The organism is Amycolatopsis sp. NBC_00438 (assembly GCF_036026695.1).
GTDB lineage: Bacteria > Actinomycetota > Actinomycetes > Mycobacteriales > Pseudonocardiaceae > Amycolatopsis.
Window position 1 is genome coordinate 8,695,420 of record NZ_CP107923.1, and the last position, 17,903, is coordinate 8,713,322.

Sequence of the window (17,903 nt, forward strand, 5' to 3'; positions counted from 1 at the left end):
CGTGAACTGGGTCGATGTGCTGGTCCTGCTGCTGGCCGTGCTGGCGGCGGTGTCCGGCGCATACCAGGGCGTGATCATCGCGCTGCCGTCGCTGGTCGGCGTCGTGCTCGGCGCCGTCGTGGGCATCAAGATCGCGCCCGTGGTGGTCTCGTTCTTCGACGACCAGGTGTGGAAGGTCGCCTTCGCGGTCGCGACCGTGGTGTTCATGATCGCGCTCGGCGAGGCCCTCGGGGTGTACGTCGGCCGCAGGCTGCGGCAGAAGATCAACCCGGACAAGCTCTCCGGTATCGACAAGACGCTCGGCGCGGTCGTGCAGGCCGCGGTCGTCTTCGTGGTCGCGTGGCTGGTCGCGACGCCGCTGACGACGGTGTCCGCCGTGCCCTGGCTGCCCAAGGCGATCAACAACTCGGTGGTGCTCGGCAAGGTCAACGACGCGATGCCGGAGGCCGCGCAGGGGCTGCCGAGCCAGCTGCGGAAACTGCTCGACGCGTCCGGCTTCCCGTCGATCACGGACCCGTTCGAGAAGGCGCCCACCGCGGACACCTCACCGCCGGACCCGGCCCTGCAGAGCAGCGGCGTCGTCCAGCAGCTGCACGGCAGCATCGTCAAGATCCGCGGCACGGCCAGCTCCTGCTCGCGGTCCCTCGAAGGCAGCGGGTTCGTGATCTCGCCGCAGCGCGTGATGACGAACGCGCACGTCGTGGCCGGCACGGACACCGTCGGCATCGAGACGACGCAGGGCGACTACCCGGCGCGGGTCGTCTACTTCGACCCCGAGGTCGACATCGCGGTGCTCGCCGTGCCGCGGCTGAGCGCCCCGCCGCTGCAGTTCGCGTCGGAGACGGCCCGGGCGAGCGACAGTGCGGTCGTGCTCGGCTACCCGCTCGACGGCCCGTACCGCGCGACCCCGGCCCGCGTGCGTGGCCGGATCAACCTGCGCGGCCCGGACATCTACGAGGCCAACACGGTGCAGCGCGACGTCTTCACGGTCCGCGCGGAGATCCGCAGCGGCAACTCCGGCGGCCCGATGGTGACGCCGGACGGGCGCGTCATCGGCGTCGTGTTCGGCGCGGCGGTGGAGGACCCGGAAACCGGCTTCACGCTGACGGCCGAGCAGGTCCGCGCCGAGGTCGACGCGGCACCGTCCCAGTCGACGAACGTGTCGACCGGCTCCTGCGCCGCCTAACACCTGCTGCCGCGGCCCGTCGTGAGTGTTTAGGGCGGTTAGAACCGCCCTAAACACTCACGACCCCGTACCGCAGCGCGAGGCCGTCCAGCAGGGCGCGCAGGCCCGACTCGAAGACCTCGTCCAGGACGAGGTCGTAGCCGTTCGTGCTCAGCTCGGTCAGCATCCGGGCGAAGGTCGGGTGGCCGCTGACCATCGCCGCCATCGCGGGTGCCTGGTGGTCGATCCACTGCTCTTCGGACAGCCCGGACGCGGCCAGCGCGTGCTGCTCGCGTTCGAGGTGGATCGCGATGCCCTGGACGTAGCTGAAGAACAGCACGTGCAGGTCGCACAGGGTGGCCGCGTCGCCGGCCAGCTCGGCCAGCGCCGAGAGCGCCCATTCCGCGTGCGTCGCCAGGTTGCGCAACGGCAGCGGGCGGGTGATCGGCGTGAGCTGGGCCAGCCACGGGTGCCGCCGGTGGAGCGACCAGAGGGTCCGGCCGGCCAGCGTCAGCCGCTCGCGCCAGCCCGCCGGCGCGGTTTCCGGGTAGCCGCGCTCGCCGTACGCGGTGTCGGCCATGAGCAGCACGAGCTCGTCCTTGCCGCGCACGTACCGGTAGGGCGCCATGGCCGCGACGCCGAGCCTCGCCGCCACCCCGCGCATGGACAGCGCGGCGAGCCCTTCGGCATCGGCGATGTCGATCGCCGTGCGCACGATCCGGTCCCGCGTCAGGCCCCGGTGCCCGCCGCGGTGGTCACGAGCCGCGACGACCGTGCCGGACCGCGGCTCCGCGCGCACCAGCCCTTCCTGGTTCAGCAGGGCGAGCGCCTTCGCCGCGGTCGCCGGCGCGACGCCGTGGTCGGCGGCCAGCCGCCGGGTCGAGGGCACCCGCGCGCCCGGTGGGAGTTCGCCCCGCGCGATCCGGCCGCGCAGCTCCTCGGCGATGACCACGTACTTCACGGCGGTCTCCTGACCTAGTACAGCCAGCCATCTGTGCTAGTACAGAATTGGCCGTCGAACTGCGAAAACTCCAGTGTGGCGCAGGCAAGCGTACAACTCTGGAGGATGCATGCGGAACGTACTGATCTCGGGAGCGGGCGTCGCCGGGAGCGCCGTGGCCTGGTTCCTGGCGCGCGACGGCTGGACGGTGACCGTCGTGGAACGCGCGCCCGGGCCGCGCACCGGCGGCCAGGCGGTCGACGTGCGCGGCGTCGCGCTCGACGTCGTCGACCGGATGGGCCTGGGCGAGCGGTTACGGGCGAAGCGGACGCGGATGCGCGGGATGTCCGTGCTGGACGGGACCGGGCAGGAGCTGTACCGGTCCGAGGAGTTCACCCACAGCAGCGGCCGGCTCGACAGCGCCGACTTCGAAATCCTGCGCGATGACGCCGTCGCGATCCTGCACGAGGCGGCCGACGTCGAGTACGTCTTCGGCGACTCGGTCACGGCGTTGACCGAGGACGCGCACGGCGTGCGCGTGGAGTTCGAGCACGGCGGCTTCCGGACGTTCGACCTCGTCGTCGGCGCCGACGGCCTGCACTCGGCGGTCCGGCGGCTGGCTTTCGGTCCGGAGGAGCGGTTCAGCACGCACCTCGGCCAGTACCTGGCGATCTTCCCGGCGCCCAACTTCCTCGGCCTCGAGGACTGGCAGATGTGGTTCCGGCACGAGGAGACCGGCGGCGCGATCTACCCGGTGCGGGACAACACCGAGCTGCGCGTGACCCTCGGCTTCGGCTCGGCGCCGCTGCCCCCGATGACCGTCCCGGAGCAGAAGCGCCTGATCGCCGAGCGGCTGGCCGGGGTCGGCTGGGAGGTGCCGAAGCTGTTGTCCGCCATGACCGAAGCCGACGTCTTCTACTTCGACGCGATGGCGCAGATCCACCTGGACCGCTGGTCGGCGGGCCGGGTCGTGCTGGTCGGTGACGCCGGCTACTGCGGGTCGGCGCTGTCCGGCCAGGGCACCAGCCTCGCGCTCGCCGGCGCGTACGTCCTGGCGCAGGAGCTCGGCCGCGCCGAACACGGGGAGGCGTTCGCGGCGTACGAACGCCGGATGCGGCCGTTCGTCGCGCTCAACCAGGCGCTGGCCACGGAGAACCCGACGGGCGGACCTTCGGAGGAGTCGCTGGAGCAGGCGAAGAACGCGCTCACGCTCGGCTGAGGAAGCCCACCAGGGCCGCCGACGTGCGGTCCGGCACCTCGAGGTGGGGGAAGTGCCCGACGCCCGGCCAGAACTCCGGCTCGGCGTGCGGGCCCGCCCAGCGCGCGGACGACGTCGCCGTGTCGGGGAGGATGCAGGTGTCGTCGGCGCCGTGCAGCTGCAGCGTGGGGGCCGCGATCCGGCGGCCGACGGCGTCGGTGAACCGGCGGCCCTCACCGCGGAACTGCGCGCGGAACGCCCAGCGGTAGTACTCCAGCGCGCTGTGCGCGACGCCCGGCACGAGCATCGCCTGCCGGAACGCCGTGGTGCTGTCGGCGAAGTCCGAAGTGGACCGCCAGGCCTCGCCGGCCCACGCGTCGAACAGGTCCTCGACGGCCTGGGCGTCCGCGCGGGTCAGCCACTTCTCCGGCGCCATCGGCATCTGGAAGCGGAACAGGTGCCCGGCCGCGCGGCCCTGGCCACGCCAGAGCGTGCGGGCGATCGACGACCGCAGCGCGAGCGGGTGGGCACCCCCGATCGCCGTCACCGACGACACGAGCCGGGGGTGCAGCGCGGCGACCGTCCAGGCGAGCATGCCGCCCCACGCGTGTCCGACGAGGTGCGCGCGCCGGGCGCCGAGCGACTTGATCAGCCCGCCGATGTCGCCGGCGAGCGTCCAGGCGTCGTAACCCCGCGGCGGTTTGTCCGAGTCGCCGTAGCCGCGCAGGTCGACGGCGACCGCGCGGAACCCGGCGTCGGCGAGCGCCCGCAGCTGGTGGTGCCAGGTCCACCAGAACTCGGCGAACCCGTGCAGCAGCACCACGACCGGGCCTTCGCCGAGTTCGGCGATGTGCAGCCGGATGCCGTTCGCGGAGACGTCTCGGTGCGCCCACGGTCCGTCGATCCGGACGATCGACGGGTCGGGGGACGGGTGCAACGAATTCAGTCGCGCGTGGTGGTCAAGTCGGCTTCGGGCGCCTTCTGCGGCTTCAGCGCGGCGGCCGTCTCCTTGACGCTGGCGATCGTCCGCTCGGGTGCCTTGAACTTCTTCACCTTGCGGTAGCCGAGGAACCCGGCCGCGACCGCGACGAGCAGCATCACGACGAACACGATGCCGAACGCGCCCCAGCGGTGCAGGGACCGGAACCAGTCCGCGAAGCCTTCGGCCAGGAAGAAAAAGAAGAAGAACGAGCTGTACAGCAGGACGGTCAGCGCGATCAAGAAGTAGACGGCCCCCTTGAGGCCCTTCTTCACCTCGCCGACCAGCTCGGACTTCGCCAGCTCCATCTCGGCCCGGACCAGGGTGGAGATGTGCTGGGTCGCGTCGCCGACCAGGCGGCCGAGGGACTGGTCGCCGGGGACGTCGGTGTCGGAGGACAGCGGGAGGTAAGGCACGGCCCCCACGCCGTCGGGGCCGGTGCGTTCGTGTTTGGGGCTGCTCACCGGGTCATCGTGCCATGACGCCGTGAAGCGGGCGCGGCGGCGTGTCCGAGTGTCGGCGATCAATCCGCTTCGGCGTGGACCTTGCTCCGCCGCAGGAGCATCACCGCGGCCAGCAGGGACGCGATCCCGGACGCGATCAGCACCGCCGCCTTGGCCAGTTCGCTCGCCTCGGCGGGCAGCGCGAGGTCGGCGATCAGCAGGCTGACCGTGAAGCCCACGCCGCCGAGCAGCGACAACGCGCCGATGTCACGCCAGCCCACGTCGCGCGGTTTCTCGGCGAACTTCAGCTTCACCGCCAGGAAGCTCGCGCCGAAGATGCCGACGACCTTGCCGCCGAGCAGCCCGGCGAGCACCGCGAGCGGCAACGCCGTCGTGAAGACCTTGCCGAGCGAGTCGCCGCTGACCGAGATGCCGGCGGCGAACAACGCGAAGAGCGGTACGGCGACGGCCGCCGACCACGGCTGCAGCCGGTGCTCCAGCCGCAACGCCGGGGCCTCGGCCTCACCCTCGTCGGGCCGGACGCGGGTGAGCAGGCCCAGCGCGACGCCGGCGATCGTCGCGTGGACCCCCGCCGAGTGCACCGCGACCCAGGTGACGAGCGCGAGCGGGACGTAGATCCACGGCGTCCGGACGCGACGGTGCTGCAGGAAGGCGTAGAGCGCGAGGGCCACGACGGCGACGGCCACGGCGACCAGGTCGAAGCCGGTCGTGAAGACCAGGGCGATGACGATGATCGCGCCGAGGTCGTCCACCACGGCCAGCGACAGCAGGAACACCCGCGCGCTCGAGGGCAGGTTCGACGCCGTCAGCGCGAGGACGCCGAGCGCGAACGCGATGTCCGTCGCGACCGGGATCGCCCACGCCCGGTCGATCCCCGGCGTCCCCCAGCCGACGCTCAGCGCGACCAGCGCGGGCACGACCATCCCGCCGATCGCGGCGACGACCGGCAGCACGGCCTGCTTGAACCGCGACAGCTCGCCGATGACGAGCTCGCGCTTGAGCTCCAGCCCGGCGACGAAGAAGAAGAGCGCGAGCAGGCCGTCCTTGGCCCAGTCACCGATGGTGAGGTTCAGGTGGAGGAGCTCCGGGCCGAGCCGGAGGTCGCGCAGTGCGTGGTAGCTGTCGCGCAGCGGGGAGTTGGCCCAGACCAGGGCGAGCGCCGTCGCGCCGAGCAGGATCATCCCGCCGGTGGTCTCGGTGCGCAGGTAACGCGCGAATTCGCTCAACGGGCGGGACACGGCGGCTCCTGGGGTCGCTGATCACTGTTGCCGACCAGACTTCCCGGCGCACCTTGACGTGATTTTAACGCCGTTCGTCACCGACCGTTATGGCGGGGACCACACCTCGTGCCGGTGGTGGGTCACACGGTGGGCTCATACCATGCGAACCGACAACGAAGTCCAGACAAAGGATGACTCAGTTGTGAGCACCTCCACCGAGGTCCAGCAGGACAAGAGGTTCTTCGGGCACCCACGAGGGCTGGCGAACCTCTTCGGCGTCGAGATGTGGGAGCGCTTCTCCTACTACGGGATGCTCGGCATCCTGCCGTTCTACCTGTACTACGCGATCGACCAGGGCGGGCTCGCCCTGCCCAAGGCGCCCGCGCTCGGCATCGTCGGCGCGTACGGCGGCCTGGTCTACCTCGCGACCGTGCTCGGGTCGTGGGTCGCGGACCGGCTGCTCGGCTCCGAACGCACGTTGTTCTTCAGCGCCGCGCTGATCATGGTCGGCCACATCAGCCTGGCCGTGATCCCCGGCGTCGCGGGCCTCGGCGTCGGCCTCGCGTGCGTCGCGATCGGCAGCGGCGGGCTGAAAGCGAACGCCACCGGCATCGTCGGCACGCTCTACGCGCCGGACGACGAACGCCGTGACGCCGGCTTCACGATCTTCTACATGGGCATCAACCTCGGCGCGTTCGTCGGGCAGATCCTCACCGGCCTGGTCTGGGACCAGGCGGGCTTCCACTTCGGCTTCGGCCTGGCCGCCGTCGGCATGGCGCTGGGCCTGGTCCAGTACACGCTGGGCCGGCGCAACCTGCCGGACAAGGCGAGCGAGGTGCCGAACCCGCTGCCGGCGTCGAACCGCCTGCTGGTCGTCGGCGGCGTGGTCGTCGGCATCGCCGTGATCGTCGTGCTGGTGCTCACCGGGGTCGTCCGGGGCGACAACCTCGCCGACGCCGTGCTCTGGGCGGTCGGCGGGATCTCGATCGTCTACTTCGCGGTGATCCTCTCGAGCCGCAAGGTCGACGCCGACGAGCGCAGCCGGGTGTACTCGTTCATCCCGATGTTCATCGCCAGCGCCGCGTTCTTCTCGCTGTACCAGCAGATCTTCACGGTCCTCGCGACCTACGCCGACACCCGCCTCGACCGGAAGATCTTCGGCTGGGAGATGCCGATCCCGTGGGTCGGCTCGGTCGGACCGGTGTTCGTCATCCTGTTCTCGCCGCTGTTCGCGCTGCTGTGGACGAAGCTGGGGACGCGGCAGCCGTCGTCGCCGATCAAGTTCGTCATCAGCACGATCATCATGGGCGTCGCGTTCCTGCTGTTCCTGCCGTTCACCGGCACCGGCCCGAACGGCACCCCGCTGATCGCGATGGTGCTCATCCTGGCCGTGTTCACCCTCGGCGAGCTGGGGCTGTCCCCGGTCGGGCTGGCGCTGGCCACCAAACTGGCGCCGAACGCCTTCCGCACCCAGATGGTGGCGCTGAACTTCCTGTCGATCTCGTTCGGCACGGCGATGTCCGGCAAGCTCGCCGAGTACTACTCGGCAGACCACGAGGGTGCGTACTTCGGCACGGTCGGCGGCGTCGCCATCGTCATCGGCGTCCTGCTGTTCGTCGCGTCGCCGTTCATCCGCCGGATGATGAAGGGCGTGCACTAGCCGATCGTGACGCCGAACAGCACCCCGACGAAGTAGGTCACCACCATGGTGAGGGCGCCGACGCCGACGTTGCGGAGGATCGCGCGCCCCACCTTCGCGTCGCCGAGCCTCGCGCTGATCAACCCGGTCAGCGTGAGGCCGACGACGACCGCGGCGGCGCACGCCCACACCCTCAGGGAGACGCCGGCCCAGGCGATGGCCAGCAGCGGCAGCAGCGCGCCGACGGAGAACGCGATCAGCGACGCCCACGCCGCCTGCCACGGGCTGGTCAGATTGTCCGGATCGATGCCGAGTTCGGCTTCCGCGTGCGCCTGCAGCGCGTCGTTTTCGGTCAGCTCGCGGGCGACCTGCCGGGCCAGCTCCGGCGAGAGCCCTTTCTGCCGGTAGATGTCGGCGAGCTCCTGCTCCTCGGCCTCCGGCATGGTCTTCAGTTCCTGTTTCTCCAGCCGGATCAGCGCCTGCTCGGTGTCGCGCTGGGTGCTGACGGAGACGTATTCCCCGCCGGCCATGGAAAAGGCCCCGGCGACCAGCCCGGCGATGCCGGCGGTGAGGATCGTGGTGGCTTCGGTGGTCGCGCCGGCCACCCCGACGACGATGCCCGCGACCGACACGATCCCGTCGTTCGCCCCGAGAACCCCGGCCCGCAGCCAGTTCAGCTTCCCGCCGACACCTTCGTGCGGCTCGTGGGCGTGCGGCGTGGCGATGGTTTCGGTCACCTGACAAGTGAAACACGAACGGCAAGATCCGGGCAGCCCGGTTTGCCTTGCCTAAGTTCCTGAGAGAGTCCTCAGTGGACGTCTCGCTCACCGGGACTTTCGGTCATGATGGTCGGCATGGACGAGCAAGTGTGGCAGCCGCTGGTCACCGTCGAGGGCCTGCCGCTCAACGGGGGCGAGGGCCGGTTCCGCCTGCTGGAGAGCGCGGACAGCGGCCTGGCGTACTTGATCCACTACCCGGCCGGGGTGTCTTCACCGCCGCACGAGCACGACCATGACTCGATCGTGTACATCCTGTCGGGACGCGTGCGAGGCGTCGTGGACGGCGTGGAGTCGGTCCTGGAACCGGGCGATTCGGTGGTGCACCCGAAAGGGGTCTCGCACCAGGTGGAGGCGCTGACGGACTCGATGTGGGTGGAGTTCAAGTCCCCGCTGCCGGCCCGTCCCCCGATCGCCTGACGCCGTGTCGACGCCGGAGCCCACCCGCGATCAGGTGCGAGAAACACTCCTCGATCTCGTGGAGGGACGGCTCACTCCCGGGCAAGTCTCCGACTGGGCAACTCCCTGGCACACGGAGGAGGCCGGCGACATCCAGGACGACTTGGTGTGGGATGCGATCGAGGGCCTGGTCGTCGCGGACATGCTGGTCGCCCCGGGGCAGCACCTCTACGGGCCGCTCGACTTCCAAGCATGGCTGGCCGACTTCGACGCACGCCGGAAAGCCGGCGATTGACCGGCGCCGGAGGCTGCCCCCCCGAGTCACGCAAGCTGACCCTCCAGACATGCCGCCCGACCCCGCAAGTACGCGTGGCGGCTCCCCAGTCACGCGTGTCGGCGCCCGAATCACGCGAGTCGGCCGTCCAATCACGCTTGTTGACCGTCCCGTCACGCGAGCTGATCGCGTAGACCGCGGCGGCGAACGATCCCACCCACGCGAGCCGATCTCTGGCCGCGCCGGACATCGGCCCTACCGGAATTCGGATCACGACGCAAACGTCCATCCACAGTCGCGCAGGTTGTCCACAGATCGCCGAGCGGCCGGTTTTCGCAGGTGGTGGCCGGTACGCTGGGATCGGGGACGCCCCCCAGGGAAGGGCGGGGGCTGTTTTCAGGCCGTCGAGGCGCGAGAACTCCGCGAAAAGGTTTCACGAAAAAGTCCTGCGCAAAGCGGAAACGCCCGGCCCCGCTCAAGGCGGAACCGGGCGCTTCCTGGAGAGAAAGCCGGAAACTCAGGCGTCCAGCTCGGCGAGGGCCTGCTTGGCCTTCTCGAGCTCGGCTTCCAGCGCGGCGACCTTCGCGGCCTGCGCCTCGCGGGCCTGGTTGATCACCTCGTCGATCGGGCCGGAGAGGTCGGCGTGCAGTTCCTTCGCCGCGCGCGACACCGCGGCGGCGGGGATCTCCAGGCCCTTCGCGACCCACTTGGAGCCGTTCTTCAGCTCGGCCTGCCACTCGCCATCGGCGGTGCCGGTGACGGTGAGGATCAGCTCGACCGTGCGGGTCTTCTTCGCCGTCGACGCGGTCGCCGCACCCTTCGGGCGGCCTCGCTTCGGCTTCGGTGCCTCTTCGGCGGCGGGCTCAGCGGAAGCAGAGTCCTCCGAAGGAGCAGCAGCCTCCGAAGAAGCAGCGCCCTCCGAAGAGGTGGACGCGGACTCGGTGACGGTCGTCGCCTCGTCAGTGGCAACGGCGGGCGCCTCAGGGGTCGCCGAAGCCGTTTCCTCGTCGTGCGTCAGGACATCCACGGTCATCGTCGTGTCGTCTCCTTGCCCGGGAAGGGGGTGTGGTTCGCGGCACAGTGTAGAACATGCGTTCGAAGTGTGCCGCTCGGGGGGTTCATGAAAGAGCCCTCCCGGCGCGAAGCCGGAAGGGCTCTGACACGCAAGACGCTAGCTCACTCCTCGGACTTGCCCGTCTGCAGGCCCGACGAGATCAGGTCCATCACGGTCGAGTCGGCCAGTGTGGTGACGTCGCCGACCTGCCGGTTCTCCGCGACGTCGCGCAGCAGACGGCGCATGATCTTGCCCGAGCGCGTCTTCGGCAGCTCCGGCACGACCATGATCTGCCGCGGCTTCGCGATCGGCCCGATCTCCTTCGCGACGTGGTTGCGCAGCGCCTGGATGGCCTCCTCGCCGCCGTCCACCGCGTTGCCGCGCAGGATGACGAACGCGACGATGCCCTGCCCGGTCGTCGGGTCGCTCGCGCCGACGACCGCGGCCTCGGCCACCGTCGGGTGCGAGACGAGCGCCGACTCGACCTCGGTCGTCGAGATCCGGTGGCCGGACACGTTCATCACGTCGTCGACGCGGCCGAGCAGCCAGATGTCGCCGTCGTTGTCGTACTTCGCGCCGTCGCCGGCGAAGTAGAAGCCCTGGTCCTTGAAGCGCGACCAGTACGTCTCCTGGTAGCGCTCGTTGTCGCCCCAGATGCCGCGCAGCATCGACGGCCACGGCTGGTCGAGCACCAGGTACCCGCCGCCGCCGTGGGGAACTTCGGACGCCTGGTCGTCGACGACCTTCGCGGAGATGCCCGGCAGCGCCTTCTGCGCCGAGCCCGGCTTGGTGGAGGTGACGCCCGGCAGCGGCGAGATCATGATCGCGCCGGTTTCGGTCTGCCACCACGTGTCGACGATCGGCGCCTTGCCCGCGCCGATGTTCTCGCGGTACCAGATCCACGCCTCGGGGTTGATCGGCTCGCCGACCGAGCCCAGCACCCGCAGCGACGACAGGTCGTACTTCTCCGGGATTTCCGCGCCCCACTTCATGAACGTGCGGATCAGCGTCGGCGCGGTGTAGTAGATGGAGACCTTGTGCTTCTGGATGATCTCCCAGTGCCGGCCCTCGTGCGGGGTGTTCGGCGTGCCTTCGTAGACGACCTGCGTGACGCGGTTCGCGAGCGGGCCGTAGACGATGTAGCTGTGGCCGGTGATCCAGCCGATGTCCGCGGTGCACCAGTAGACGTCTTCGCCGGCCTTGTGGTCGAAGACGTTGTGGTGCGTGTACGCCGTCTGCGTCAGGTATCCGCCGGAGGTGTGCAGGATGCCCTTCGGCTTCCCGGTGGTGCCGGAGGTGTAGAGGATGAACAGCGGGTGCTCGCTGTCGAACGCCTCGGGAGTGTGCTCTTCGGACTGTTCGCCGACGAGCTCGTGCCACCACAGGTCGCGGCCGTCGGTCCACGGGACGTCGCCCTCGAGCTGGTCGCCGGTGCGCCGCACGACGATGACCTTCTCGACGCTGTCGGCGCCTTCGAGCGCTTCGTCGACGTTCGCCTTCATCGGCGCCGCCTTGCCGCGGCGGAACTGGCCGTCGGAGGTGATCACGATCTTCGCGGCGGCGTCGTCGACGCGGGCGCGCAGCGCGGTCGGCGAGAAGCCGCCGAAGACGACGCTGTGCAGCGCGCCGATCCGGGCGCACGCGAGCATCGCGAAGATGGCCTCGGGGACCATCTGCAGCTGGATCGCCACGACGTCGCCGGCGGTGACGCCGAGGGACAGGAGGGCGTTGGCGGCCTTGGAGACCTCGGTCTTCAGCTCGGCGTAGGTGATGTCGCGGGTGTCACCCGGCTCGCCGACCCAGTGGATCGCGACCTGCTCGCCGTGGCCGGACTCGACGTGCCGGTCGACGCAGTTGTACGCGACGTTCAGCTTGCCGCCGACGAACCACTTCGCGAACGGCGCATTGGTCCAGTCCAGTACCGTGGTCCACTTCGTGTCCCACGTCAGCCGCTCCGCCTGCTTCGCCCAGAAGGCCTCGCGATCGGCGTCCGCCTCGGCGTAGAGCTCGGCCTGCGCGTTGGCCTGAGCAGCGAAATCGTCACTGGGCGGGAAAGTACGGCTCTCGGTGAGCAGGTTGTCCAGGGCTGGGGACTGCTCGGTCATGGTTGCAAGGCCTCCTGTAGTGCGCCGATCACCGGCTAGCGGCACGCTAGCGACGTTAGTCCGCCTTGTAAAAGGTTGCACCCACGTTGCCCCGGGGTTTCACCGAGGCAGGCGAGCGCCGGTGACTAAGCGTTCAGTCAGCCGGGCCTTCGCGGCCGGCCATTCCGGCGCGAGCATCGAGTAGGTGACGGTGTCGCGCGAAGAGCCGTCCGGCCGGATCCGGTGCGCGCGCAGGACGCCTTCACGAAGCGCGCCAAGTCGCTCGATGGCGCGTTGTGAGCGCAGGTTGCGGATATCCGTTTCCCAGCAGACCCGTTGTGCGTCAAGGGTTTCGAACGCGTGCGTGAGCAGCAGCAGTTTCGACTCGGTGTTCAGCCCGGTGCGCTGCCAGTCCGCGCCGATCCAGGTGTGCCCGATCGAGAGGATCCGGTGCTGCGCCACGACCTGGTAGTACGACGTCGTCCCGGCGACCCGGCCGGACGTGACCTCGAGCTGCGCGAACGGCCGCCGGGCGGGGTCGGCCAGCGCGTCCGAGATCATCCGTTCGGCGGCCGGGACGTCCGCGGGCTGCCGGATGCTGAGCCAGGCCCAGATGCCCGGGTCGGCGCCGGCCTCGAACAGGCCCTTGGCGTGCTCGGGCGTCAGCGGTTCCAGGCGGACGTGTTCGCCGGACAGGGTCGGCAGGGTGCTCCAGTCACTCACAGGACCACCGTAAAGCCGTCATTGGCCGTTCATGATAGCCAATTTCGGAGCATTTCCAGAGGCCACTTCGGCGTTGCCTATGCTCGGTCGACCACGACCGAAGGGCGCGAACGATGGCCGAAGAGCGGGAAGAGCTGAGCTGGGAGCTGTTCGGCACGGCAGCGCGTGAACTGGCTCACACCATCGCCGACGACGGCTTCGCGCCCGACCTCATCCTCTCCATCGCCCGCGGCGGCCTGTTCGTCGCCGGCTCGCTCGGCTACGCGCTCGACGTGAAGAACCTGCACGTGATGAACGTCGAGTTCTACACCGGCGTCGACCAGCGCCTCGACCTGCCGGTGATGCTGCCGCCGGTGCCGAACGCCGTCGACCTCACGAGCAAGAAGGTGCTGATCGCCGACGACGTCGCCGACACCGGCGCCACCCTCAAGCTCGTCCGCGACTACTGCCTCGACCACGTCGCCGAGGTGCGCTCGGCCGTCGTCTACGAGAAGCCGCATTCGACGGTCAAGTGCGAGTACGCCTGGCGCCGCACCGACAAGTGGATCAACTTCCCGTGGTCGGTGCTGCCGCCCGTGGTCAAACGCGAAGGACAGGTTCTCGACGCATGAGCGATCCGCTGAAGCCCCTGCTGAACCTCGAAGGTGTGGCGGCGGCGGCGAAATCCGCGCAGGACGCCGTGTTCGCGGTGCACCGCCTCCCGGCGAACCTCCGTGGCGGTGCGGCGACCGCGGCCGAAGCGTCCGTCCGCGCGGCGCGCGCGTCGGCGGGGATCGAAGGCGCCAATCCGGAACTGCCGGCCGACGGCGGGGTCACGGACCCGGTGCTGGCGGGCGCGCTGCGCGTCGCCGAGACGCTGGAGACGCTGCTGCCGACGTGGCGCCGCGCGCCCATGCAAGCGTTGGCACGCATGCACGTTCTCGCCGCGGCGGACCTCGTCAGCGACCCGGATGCGTTGGGGCGCCCGCATTCCGGCGGTGGCCGCTTGGAGATGCTGGCCCAGCTGGTCACCGGCGCGACCTCGGTGCCGGGCCCGGTCCTGACGGCCGTCGTGCACGGGGAACTGTTGGCGCTCAAGCCTTTCGGCAGCGCGGACGGCGTCGTGGCGCGGGCCGCGGCGCGGCTGACGATGGTCGCGACAGGCCTCGACCCGAAGGCGTTGAGCATTCCGGAGGTCGCGTTCTTCCGTCGCGTGCCGCGCTATCTCGAAGCGGCGGAAGGATTCGCGAGCGGGACGTCGGAGGGCGTACGCGCGTGGCTGCTCTTCAACTGCGAAGCGTTCGAAGCCGGTGCGCGCGAGGCGAAGAGCATCTCGGACGCGGCTTCTTAAGCCAGCACAGCTTAAGCAAGCACGGCGTCCAGCAGGCCGGGGAACCGCGCCTGCAGGTCGTCACGCCGTAGTTCGACCCAGCGCCGGCGTCCGTCGACGAACGTCGTCGTCAACCCGGCTTCGCGCAGCACGCGCCAGTGGTGCGACAGCGTCGCCGCCGTGATGTCGACGTCGTACGCCTCGAGCGAGCAGCTGCGCGGCTCCGTCACCGTCGACAGTTCGCGGATGACCTCCAAGCGCACCGGATCGGCGAGCGCCTGCAGCACCGTCACGATCTCGATCGCCTCGCGCGCCGGCTGAGGCAGCGTCCTGGGCACCGCGGCCTCCCAACAGTTGGATCGTTTGACAACGATCGAAGTATAGCTCCATCATGACCGTATGACGATTCGACGATCATCTAATGATCGGCTGGGGATCCTGCTCGTCCTCGCGGTGGGCACGTTCACCGTCGGCACCGACGGGTTCGTGCTCAACGGCCTGCTGCCGGTCATCGCCGCCGACCTGCACGTGACGGAGTCCGTCGCGGGCCAGCTCACCACCGTCTTCGCCCTGACGTACGCGGTCGCGTCGCCGCTCATCGCCGCGTTCACCGGCACCTGGGACCGCCGGTGGGTGCTGGCCGGCGGCATGGCGCTGTTCACCGTGGGCATGGCCGGGCAGGCGCTCGGGACGTCGTTCGCGGTGGTCGCCGCGGCCCGGCTGCTCGCGGCGGTCGGCGCGGCCGCGTTCCAGTCCAACGCCTACGTCCTCGCCGGGGCGCTCTCGTCCGAAGAACGCCGAGGGCGGGCGCTGTCCACGGTCGCCGCCGGGATGAGCGTGTCGATGGTGCTCGGCGTCCCGATCGGCGTGCTCGCCGGGCACTGGTTCGGCTGGCGCGCGGTGATGTGGGGGATCGGCGTGATCGCGATCGTCGTCGCGGCCCTGATCCCGATCATCCCCGAGGTCCGCGTGCCCGCCGCCGGGCTGCGCGAACGCCTCGCCGTCGTCGTGCGGCCGGCGGTCGCCCGCGTCCTGGTGGTGACGGTCTTCGGCACGCTCGCCGGGTTCACCGTGTTCGTCTACCTGCCGGTGCTGGTCGCGCCGGTCGCGACCGGCGCGGTGCTGTCGTGGGTGCTGGTCGGGTTCGGGCTCGGCCAGCTCGCCGGGACGACGTTCACCGGCCGCGCCACCGACCGCCTCGGCCCGGCACGGGTCCTCGCGCTTTCGCTGGCCGGCACCGCCGTCGTGCTCGCCGTGCTGGATCTCGCCGTGCTGACGCTGCCCGGGGCGTTGCTGCTCGCGCTGTTCGCCGGCGCGTTCGGCGGGATGATGATGGTGCCGCAGCAGCACCGGCTGTTCACGATCGCGCCGGACGTCCCGACCGTCGCACTGGGCGTCAACGGCTCGGCGATCTACGTCGGCGGCGCGCTCGGCTCGGTGCTCGGCGGCGTCGTCCTCGCCGAAGCGGGCCCGGCGTGGGTCGGCCCGGCCGGCGCGCTCGCCGCCCTGGCCGCGCTCGCGCTGGGCGTCACCCCAGCTTCGCGGACCACTTCTCCTCGATCCGCCCGAACCGCCACACCGCCAGTGCGATCACCCAGGTGAGCACGAACAACCCGACGATCCCGAACCCGACGTAGTCCAGGTCGACCGACGCGATCGCGGCCAGCGGCCCGGACGTGATGTCGAGCTTCTCGGCGAGGATCGACACCAGCTCGATCGTGCCGATCAGCAGCGCGACGGCGACCGACAGGGCCGTCACCGTGAGGTTGTAGAAGATCTTGCGCACCGGCTTCGCGAACGCCCAGCCGTAGGCGAAGTTCATGAAACAGCCGTCCACGGTGTCGAACAGGCTCATCCCGGCCGCGAACAGGATCGGCAGCACGAGGATCGCGTACCAGGGCAGGGCGAACGTCGCGGCGCCCGCGGCCAGCACCAGCAGGCCGATCTCCGTCGCGGTGTCGAAGCCCAGCCCGAACAGCAGGCCGACGGGGTAGATGTGCCACGGCTTGCGCACGGCTTTCGTCGCCCCGCGCAGCAGCCGGTTCATCAGGCCCCGGTTGTCCAGCTGGTGCTCCAGCGCGGCCTCGTCGAACTCGCCGCGGCGCATCCGCTTGAAGACCCGCAGGATGCCGACGAGCACCACGAGGTTGAGGATCGCGATCACATACAGGAACACGCCGGACACCGACGTCCCGATGAGGCCGGTGGTCTTGTGCAGCGCCGACCCGTCGTCCTCGACCTGCCCGGCCAGCGCCCGGACGCCGAGGGAGAGCAGCAGGCACAGCACGAAGACGATCGTCGAGTGCCCGAGGGAGAACCAGAAGCCGACCGACAGCGGCCGCTGGCCGTCGGCCATCAGCTTGCGGGTCGTGTTGTCGATCGCGGCGATGTGATCGGCGTCGAAGGCGTGCCGCATGCCGAGCGTGAACGCCGTGACGCCCAGCCCGATCCCGAACACGCCGGACGTCCCCAACGCGTAGTGCTGGGGTGCGACGAAAGCCGTCAGCACCACCCAGCCCACGACGTTCAGCAGCAGGATGAACCCGGCCATCCCGCCCACGGAGACCCATTCACGGCGTGAGAGCCGTGAACCGGTCGCTTCAAGCGTGCCCATCTTCGCCACCCGCCTTCTCTCATCTGAGAGGTTAGACAGGTGAACAGATGAACGGCAATCAGTCTGTGACAGCCGAGGCTTCGCCTCTGGCCGGGGGCTCCGCCACCCGGAACCCCCTAACCGCGTGCTAGCTGGCGCGCGCCCTCACCAAGTCAAGAGCCTTGCGGACGTGCCCGCCGGACGTGTGGAGCGCCTTCGCCGCGCTCGTGACGTCCACCCCGGACAGCAGGTGCACCAGCGCCACCTTGAGGTCGCCCCCGGCCTCGGTGAGCGCGTCGGAGCAGTCCGCCATCGTCATGCCGGTGGCTTCCTGCAGGATGCGGATGGTCCGGCCGCGCAGCTTCGCGTTGGTGGCCCGCATGCTGACCATCAGGTTGGAGTAGGTCCGGCCGAGCTTGATCATCGTCGCCGTCGAGAACGACGTGAGGATCATCTTCTGCGCCGTGCCCGCCTTCATCCGGGTCGAGCCGGCGATCGCCTCCGGCCCGGTGTCGACGGCGATGAGCACGTCGACGCCCGGCGGCTTGGCGGCCTTCGCGTTGCCCGACACGAGACCGGTGTGGGCGCCCTGGCGCTGGGCGGCGAGTAGCGCGCCCAAGACGTACGGCGTCCTGCCCGACGCTGTCAGCCCCAGCACGAAGTCACCCGGCTGGACCATGGCGGCCATCTCGGCCGCGCCGGCCCCGTCGTCGTCCTCCGCGTTTTCGACGGCTTGGCGCAGAGCGCGCTCGCCGCCGGCGTGATGCGCGATGAACCAGTCACCCGGCACGTTGAACGTCGGCACCAGTTCGGCCGCGTCCAGCGTGGCGAGACGACCCGACGTCCCCGCGCCGACGTAGTGCACCCGGCCACCGGCCCGCAGTGCCTCCACCGCGTAGTCGACCGCCCGTGCCACCTGCGGCAGCACAGCGGCGACCGCGCCGGCGACGGTGCGGTCCTCGGCGTTGATCGCGCCCAGGATCCCCGAGGTGGACATCAGGTCGATGTCCGTGGTGCGGGGATTGCGGGTCTCGGTCGGCGAATCGACGTGCACCGCCTGCGTGGGGACGGTCATCATGCGCCTCA

At 70.1% G+C, this 17,903-nt stretch carries 19 protein-coding genes; 8 read left to right on the forward strand and 11 right to left on the reverse strand.

Annotated elements, in window-relative coordinates:
• Position 1: 1 nt before the first annotated feature.
• Positions 2–1,186, forward strand: a complete 1,185-nt coding sequence (locus OG494_RS39935; protein ID WP_328447702.1) for a MarP family serine protease — start codon at positions 2–4, stop codon at positions 1,184–1,186.
• Between the two features lie 49 nt (positions 1,187–1,235).
• On the opposite strand, the gene OG494_RS39940 is transcribed toward OG494_RS39935, so the two are convergent.
• Entirely contained in the window at positions 1,236–2,126 is an 891-nt protein-coding gene (locus tag OG494_RS39940) for a GntR family transcriptional regulator (protein ID WP_328447704.1), read from the reverse strand.
• A 109-nt stretch (positions 2,127–2,235) separates the two neighbouring features.
• Between OG494_RS39940 and OG494_RS39945 the strand changes: the two genes are divergently transcribed.
• Positions 2,236–3,324 carry an FAD-dependent oxidoreductase gene (locus tag OG494_RS39945; RefSeq protein ID WP_328447706.1) on the forward strand — a complete coding sequence of 363 codons (1,089 nt, stop codon included), beginning with the start codon at positions 2,236–2,238 and terminating at the stop codon, positions 3,322–3,324.
• Here OG494_RS39945 and OG494_RS39950 read toward each other — a convergent pair.
• The 3 genes from OG494_RS39950 to nhaA are packed head-to-tail and all read right to left on the reverse strand — an operon-like array spanning position 3,311 to position 5,984.
• Complete coding sequence (locus tag OG494_RS39950) at positions 3,311–4,240, reverse strand: alpha/beta fold hydrolase (RefSeq protein ID WP_328447708.1); 930 nt, start codon at positions 4,238–4,240, stop codon at positions 3,311–3,313. The two genes, OG494_RS39945 and OG494_RS39950, sit on opposite strands and share 14 nt — an antisense overlap.
• A gap of 5 nt (positions 4,241–4,245) precedes the next feature.
• A complete protein-coding gene (locus tag OG494_RS39955; protein ID WP_328447710.1) occupies positions 4,246–4,746 on the reverse strand; it encodes a phage holin family protein in 501 nt (166 codons plus the stop codon).
• A gap of 59 nt (positions 4,747–4,805) precedes the next feature.
• Positions 4,806–5,984, reverse strand: a complete 1,179-nt coding sequence (gene nhaA, locus OG494_RS39960; RefSeq protein WP_328447711.1) for a Na+/H+ antiporter NhaA — start codon at positions 5,982–5,984, stop codon at positions 4,806–4,808.
• Between the two features lie 184 nt (positions 5,985–6,168).
• On the opposite strand from nhaA, the gene OG494_RS39965 reads away from it, so the two are divergent.
• On the forward strand, positions 6,169–7,626 hold the full coding sequence (locus tag OG494_RS39965) for a peptide MFS transporter (protein ID WP_328447712.1): 1,458 nt from the start codon (positions 6,169–6,171) through the stop codon (positions 7,624–7,626).
• On the opposite strand, the gene OG494_RS39970 is transcribed toward OG494_RS39965, so the two are convergent.
• Positions 7,623–8,342, reverse strand: coding sequence for a VIT1/CCC1 transporter family protein (locus OG494_RS39970; protein ID WP_328447713.1), 720 nt, complete (start codon positions 8,340–8,342; stop codon positions 7,623–7,625). The two genes, OG494_RS39965 and OG494_RS39970, sit on opposite strands and share 4 nt — an antisense overlap.
• A gap of 105 nt (positions 8,343–8,447) precedes the next feature.
• On the opposite strand from OG494_RS39970, the gene OG494_RS39975 reads away from it, so the two are divergent.
• Both OG494_RS39975 and OG494_RS39980 read left to right on the forward strand, forming a co-directional pair.
• Positions 8,448–8,801 carry a cupin domain-containing protein gene (locus OG494_RS39975; protein WP_328447714.1) on the forward strand — a complete coding sequence of 118 codons (354 nt, stop codon included), beginning with the start codon at positions 8,448–8,450 and terminating at the stop codon, positions 8,799–8,801.
• 4 nt (positions 8,802–8,805) lie between these two features.
• The gene (locus tag OG494_RS39980) at positions 8,806–9,075 is read left to right on the forward strand and encodes a hypothetical protein (RefSeq protein WP_328447715.1); all 270 of its coding nucleotides are present in this window, start codon (positions 8,806–8,808) and stop codon (positions 9,073–9,075) included.
• 496 nt (positions 9,076–9,571) lie between these two features.
• Here the strand turns inward: OG494_RS39980 and OG494_RS39985 are convergent, their stop codons facing one another.
• The 3 genes from OG494_RS39985 to OG494_RS39995 form a co-directional block, all read right to left on the reverse strand.
• Positions 9,572–10,087: a DUF6319 family protein gene (locus OG494_RS39985; RefSeq protein WP_326944976.1), complete on the reverse strand. Its 516-nt coding sequence runs from the start codon at positions 10,085–10,087 to the stop codon at positions 9,572–9,574.
• Between the two features lie 143 nt (positions 10,088–10,230).
• On the reverse strand, positions 10,231–12,213 hold the full coding sequence (gene acs / locus OG494_RS39990; protein WP_328447717.1) for an acetate--CoA ligase: 1,983 nt from the start codon (positions 12,211–12,213) through the stop codon (positions 10,231–10,233).
• A gap of 99 nt (positions 12,214–12,312) precedes the next feature.
• The gene (locus OG494_RS39995) at positions 12,313–12,915 is read right to left on the reverse strand and encodes a GNAT family N-acetyltransferase (protein ID WP_328447719.1); all 603 of its coding nucleotides are present in this window, start codon (positions 12,913–12,915) and stop codon (positions 12,313–12,315) included.
• A gap of 113 nt (positions 12,916–13,028) precedes the next feature.
• Between OG494_RS39995 and OG494_RS40000 the strand changes: the two genes are divergently transcribed.
• Together OG494_RS40000 and OG494_RS40005 are read left to right on the forward strand one after the other, a co-directional pair.
• Complete coding sequence (locus OG494_RS40000; protein WP_328447721.1) at positions 13,029–13,526, forward strand: phosphoribosyltransferase; 498 nt, start codon at positions 13,029–13,031, stop codon at positions 13,524–13,526.
• The gene (locus tag OG494_RS40005) at positions 13,523–14,245 is read left to right on the forward strand and encodes an oxidoreductase (RefSeq protein ID WP_328447723.1); all 723 of its coding nucleotides are present in this window, start codon (positions 13,523–13,525) and stop codon (positions 14,243–14,245) included. The genes OG494_RS40000 and OG494_RS40005 overlap by 4 nt, the downstream gene beginning before the upstream one ends.
• An 11-nt stretch (positions 14,246–14,256) precedes the next feature.
• On the opposite strand, the gene OG494_RS40010 is transcribed toward OG494_RS40005, so the two are convergent.
• On the reverse strand, positions 14,257–14,562 hold the full coding sequence (locus OG494_RS40010; protein ID WP_328447725.1) for an ArsR/SmtB family transcription factor: 306 nt from the start codon (positions 14,560–14,562) through the stop codon (positions 14,257–14,259).
• A gap of 115 nt (positions 14,563–14,677) precedes the next feature.
• On the opposite strand from OG494_RS40010, the gene OG494_RS40015 reads away from it, so the two are divergent.
• On the forward strand, positions 14,678–15,826 hold the full coding sequence (locus OG494_RS40015; RefSeq protein WP_328447726.1) for an MFS transporter: 1,149 nt from the start codon (positions 14,678–14,680) through the stop codon (positions 15,824–15,826).
• On the opposite strand, the gene OG494_RS40020 is transcribed toward OG494_RS40015, so the two are convergent.
• Both OG494_RS40020 and OG494_RS40025 read right to left on the reverse strand, forming a co-directional pair.
• Positions 15,753–16,838, reverse strand: coding sequence for a HoxN/HupN/NixA family nickel/cobalt transporter (locus OG494_RS40020; protein WP_328447728.1), 1,086 nt, complete (start codon positions 16,836–16,838; stop codon positions 15,753–15,755). The genes OG494_RS40015 and OG494_RS40020 overlap by 74 nt on opposite strands.
• 127 nt (positions 16,839–16,965) lie before the next feature.
• Positions 16,966–17,895 carry an N-acetylmuramic acid 6-phosphate etherase gene (locus OG494_RS40025; RefSeq protein ID WP_328447730.1) on the reverse strand — a complete coding sequence of 310 codons (930 nt, stop codon included), beginning with the start codon at positions 17,893–17,895 and terminating at the stop codon, positions 16,966–16,968.
• Between the last annotated feature and the right edge of the window lie 8 nt (positions 17,896–17,903).

What these genes read in the sequence shown, in the direction of transcription:
- OG494_RS39975 (WP_328447714.1), top strand. Translation starts at nt 8,448, where the DNA reads ATGATGGTCGGCATGGACGAGCAAGTGTGGCAGCCGCTGGTCACCGTC.
- OG494_RS40000 (WP_328447721.1), top strand. Translation starts at nt 13,029, where the DNA reads ATGGCCGAAGAGCGGGAAGAGCTGAGCTGGGAGCTGTTCGGCACGGCA.
- acs (WP_328447717.1), bottom strand. Translation starts at nt 12,213, where the DNA reads ATGACCGAGCAGTCCCCAGCCCTGGACAACCTGCTCACCGAGAGCCGT.
- OG494_RS39985 (WP_326944976.1), bottom strand. Translation starts at nt 10,087, where the DNA reads ATGACCGTGGATGTCCTGACGCACGACGAGGAAACGGCTTCGGCGACC.
- OG494_RS40020 (WP_328447728.1), bottom strand. Translation starts at nt 16,838, where the DNA reads ATGGGCACGCTTGAAGCGACCGGTTCACGGCTCTCACGCCGTGAATGG.
- OG494_RS40025 (WP_328447730.1), bottom strand. Translation starts at nt 17,895, where the DNA reads ATGATGACCGTCCCCACGCAGGCGGTGCACGTCGATTCGCCGACCGAG.
- OG494_RS40005 (WP_328447723.1), top strand. Translation starts at nt 13,523, where the DNA reads ATGAGCGATCCGCTGAAGCCCCTGCTGAACCTCGAAGGTGTGGCGGCG.
- OG494_RS39945 (WP_328447706.1), top strand. Translation starts at nt 2,236, where the DNA reads ATGCGGAACGTACTGATCTCGGGAGCGGGCGTCGCCGGGAGCGCCGTG.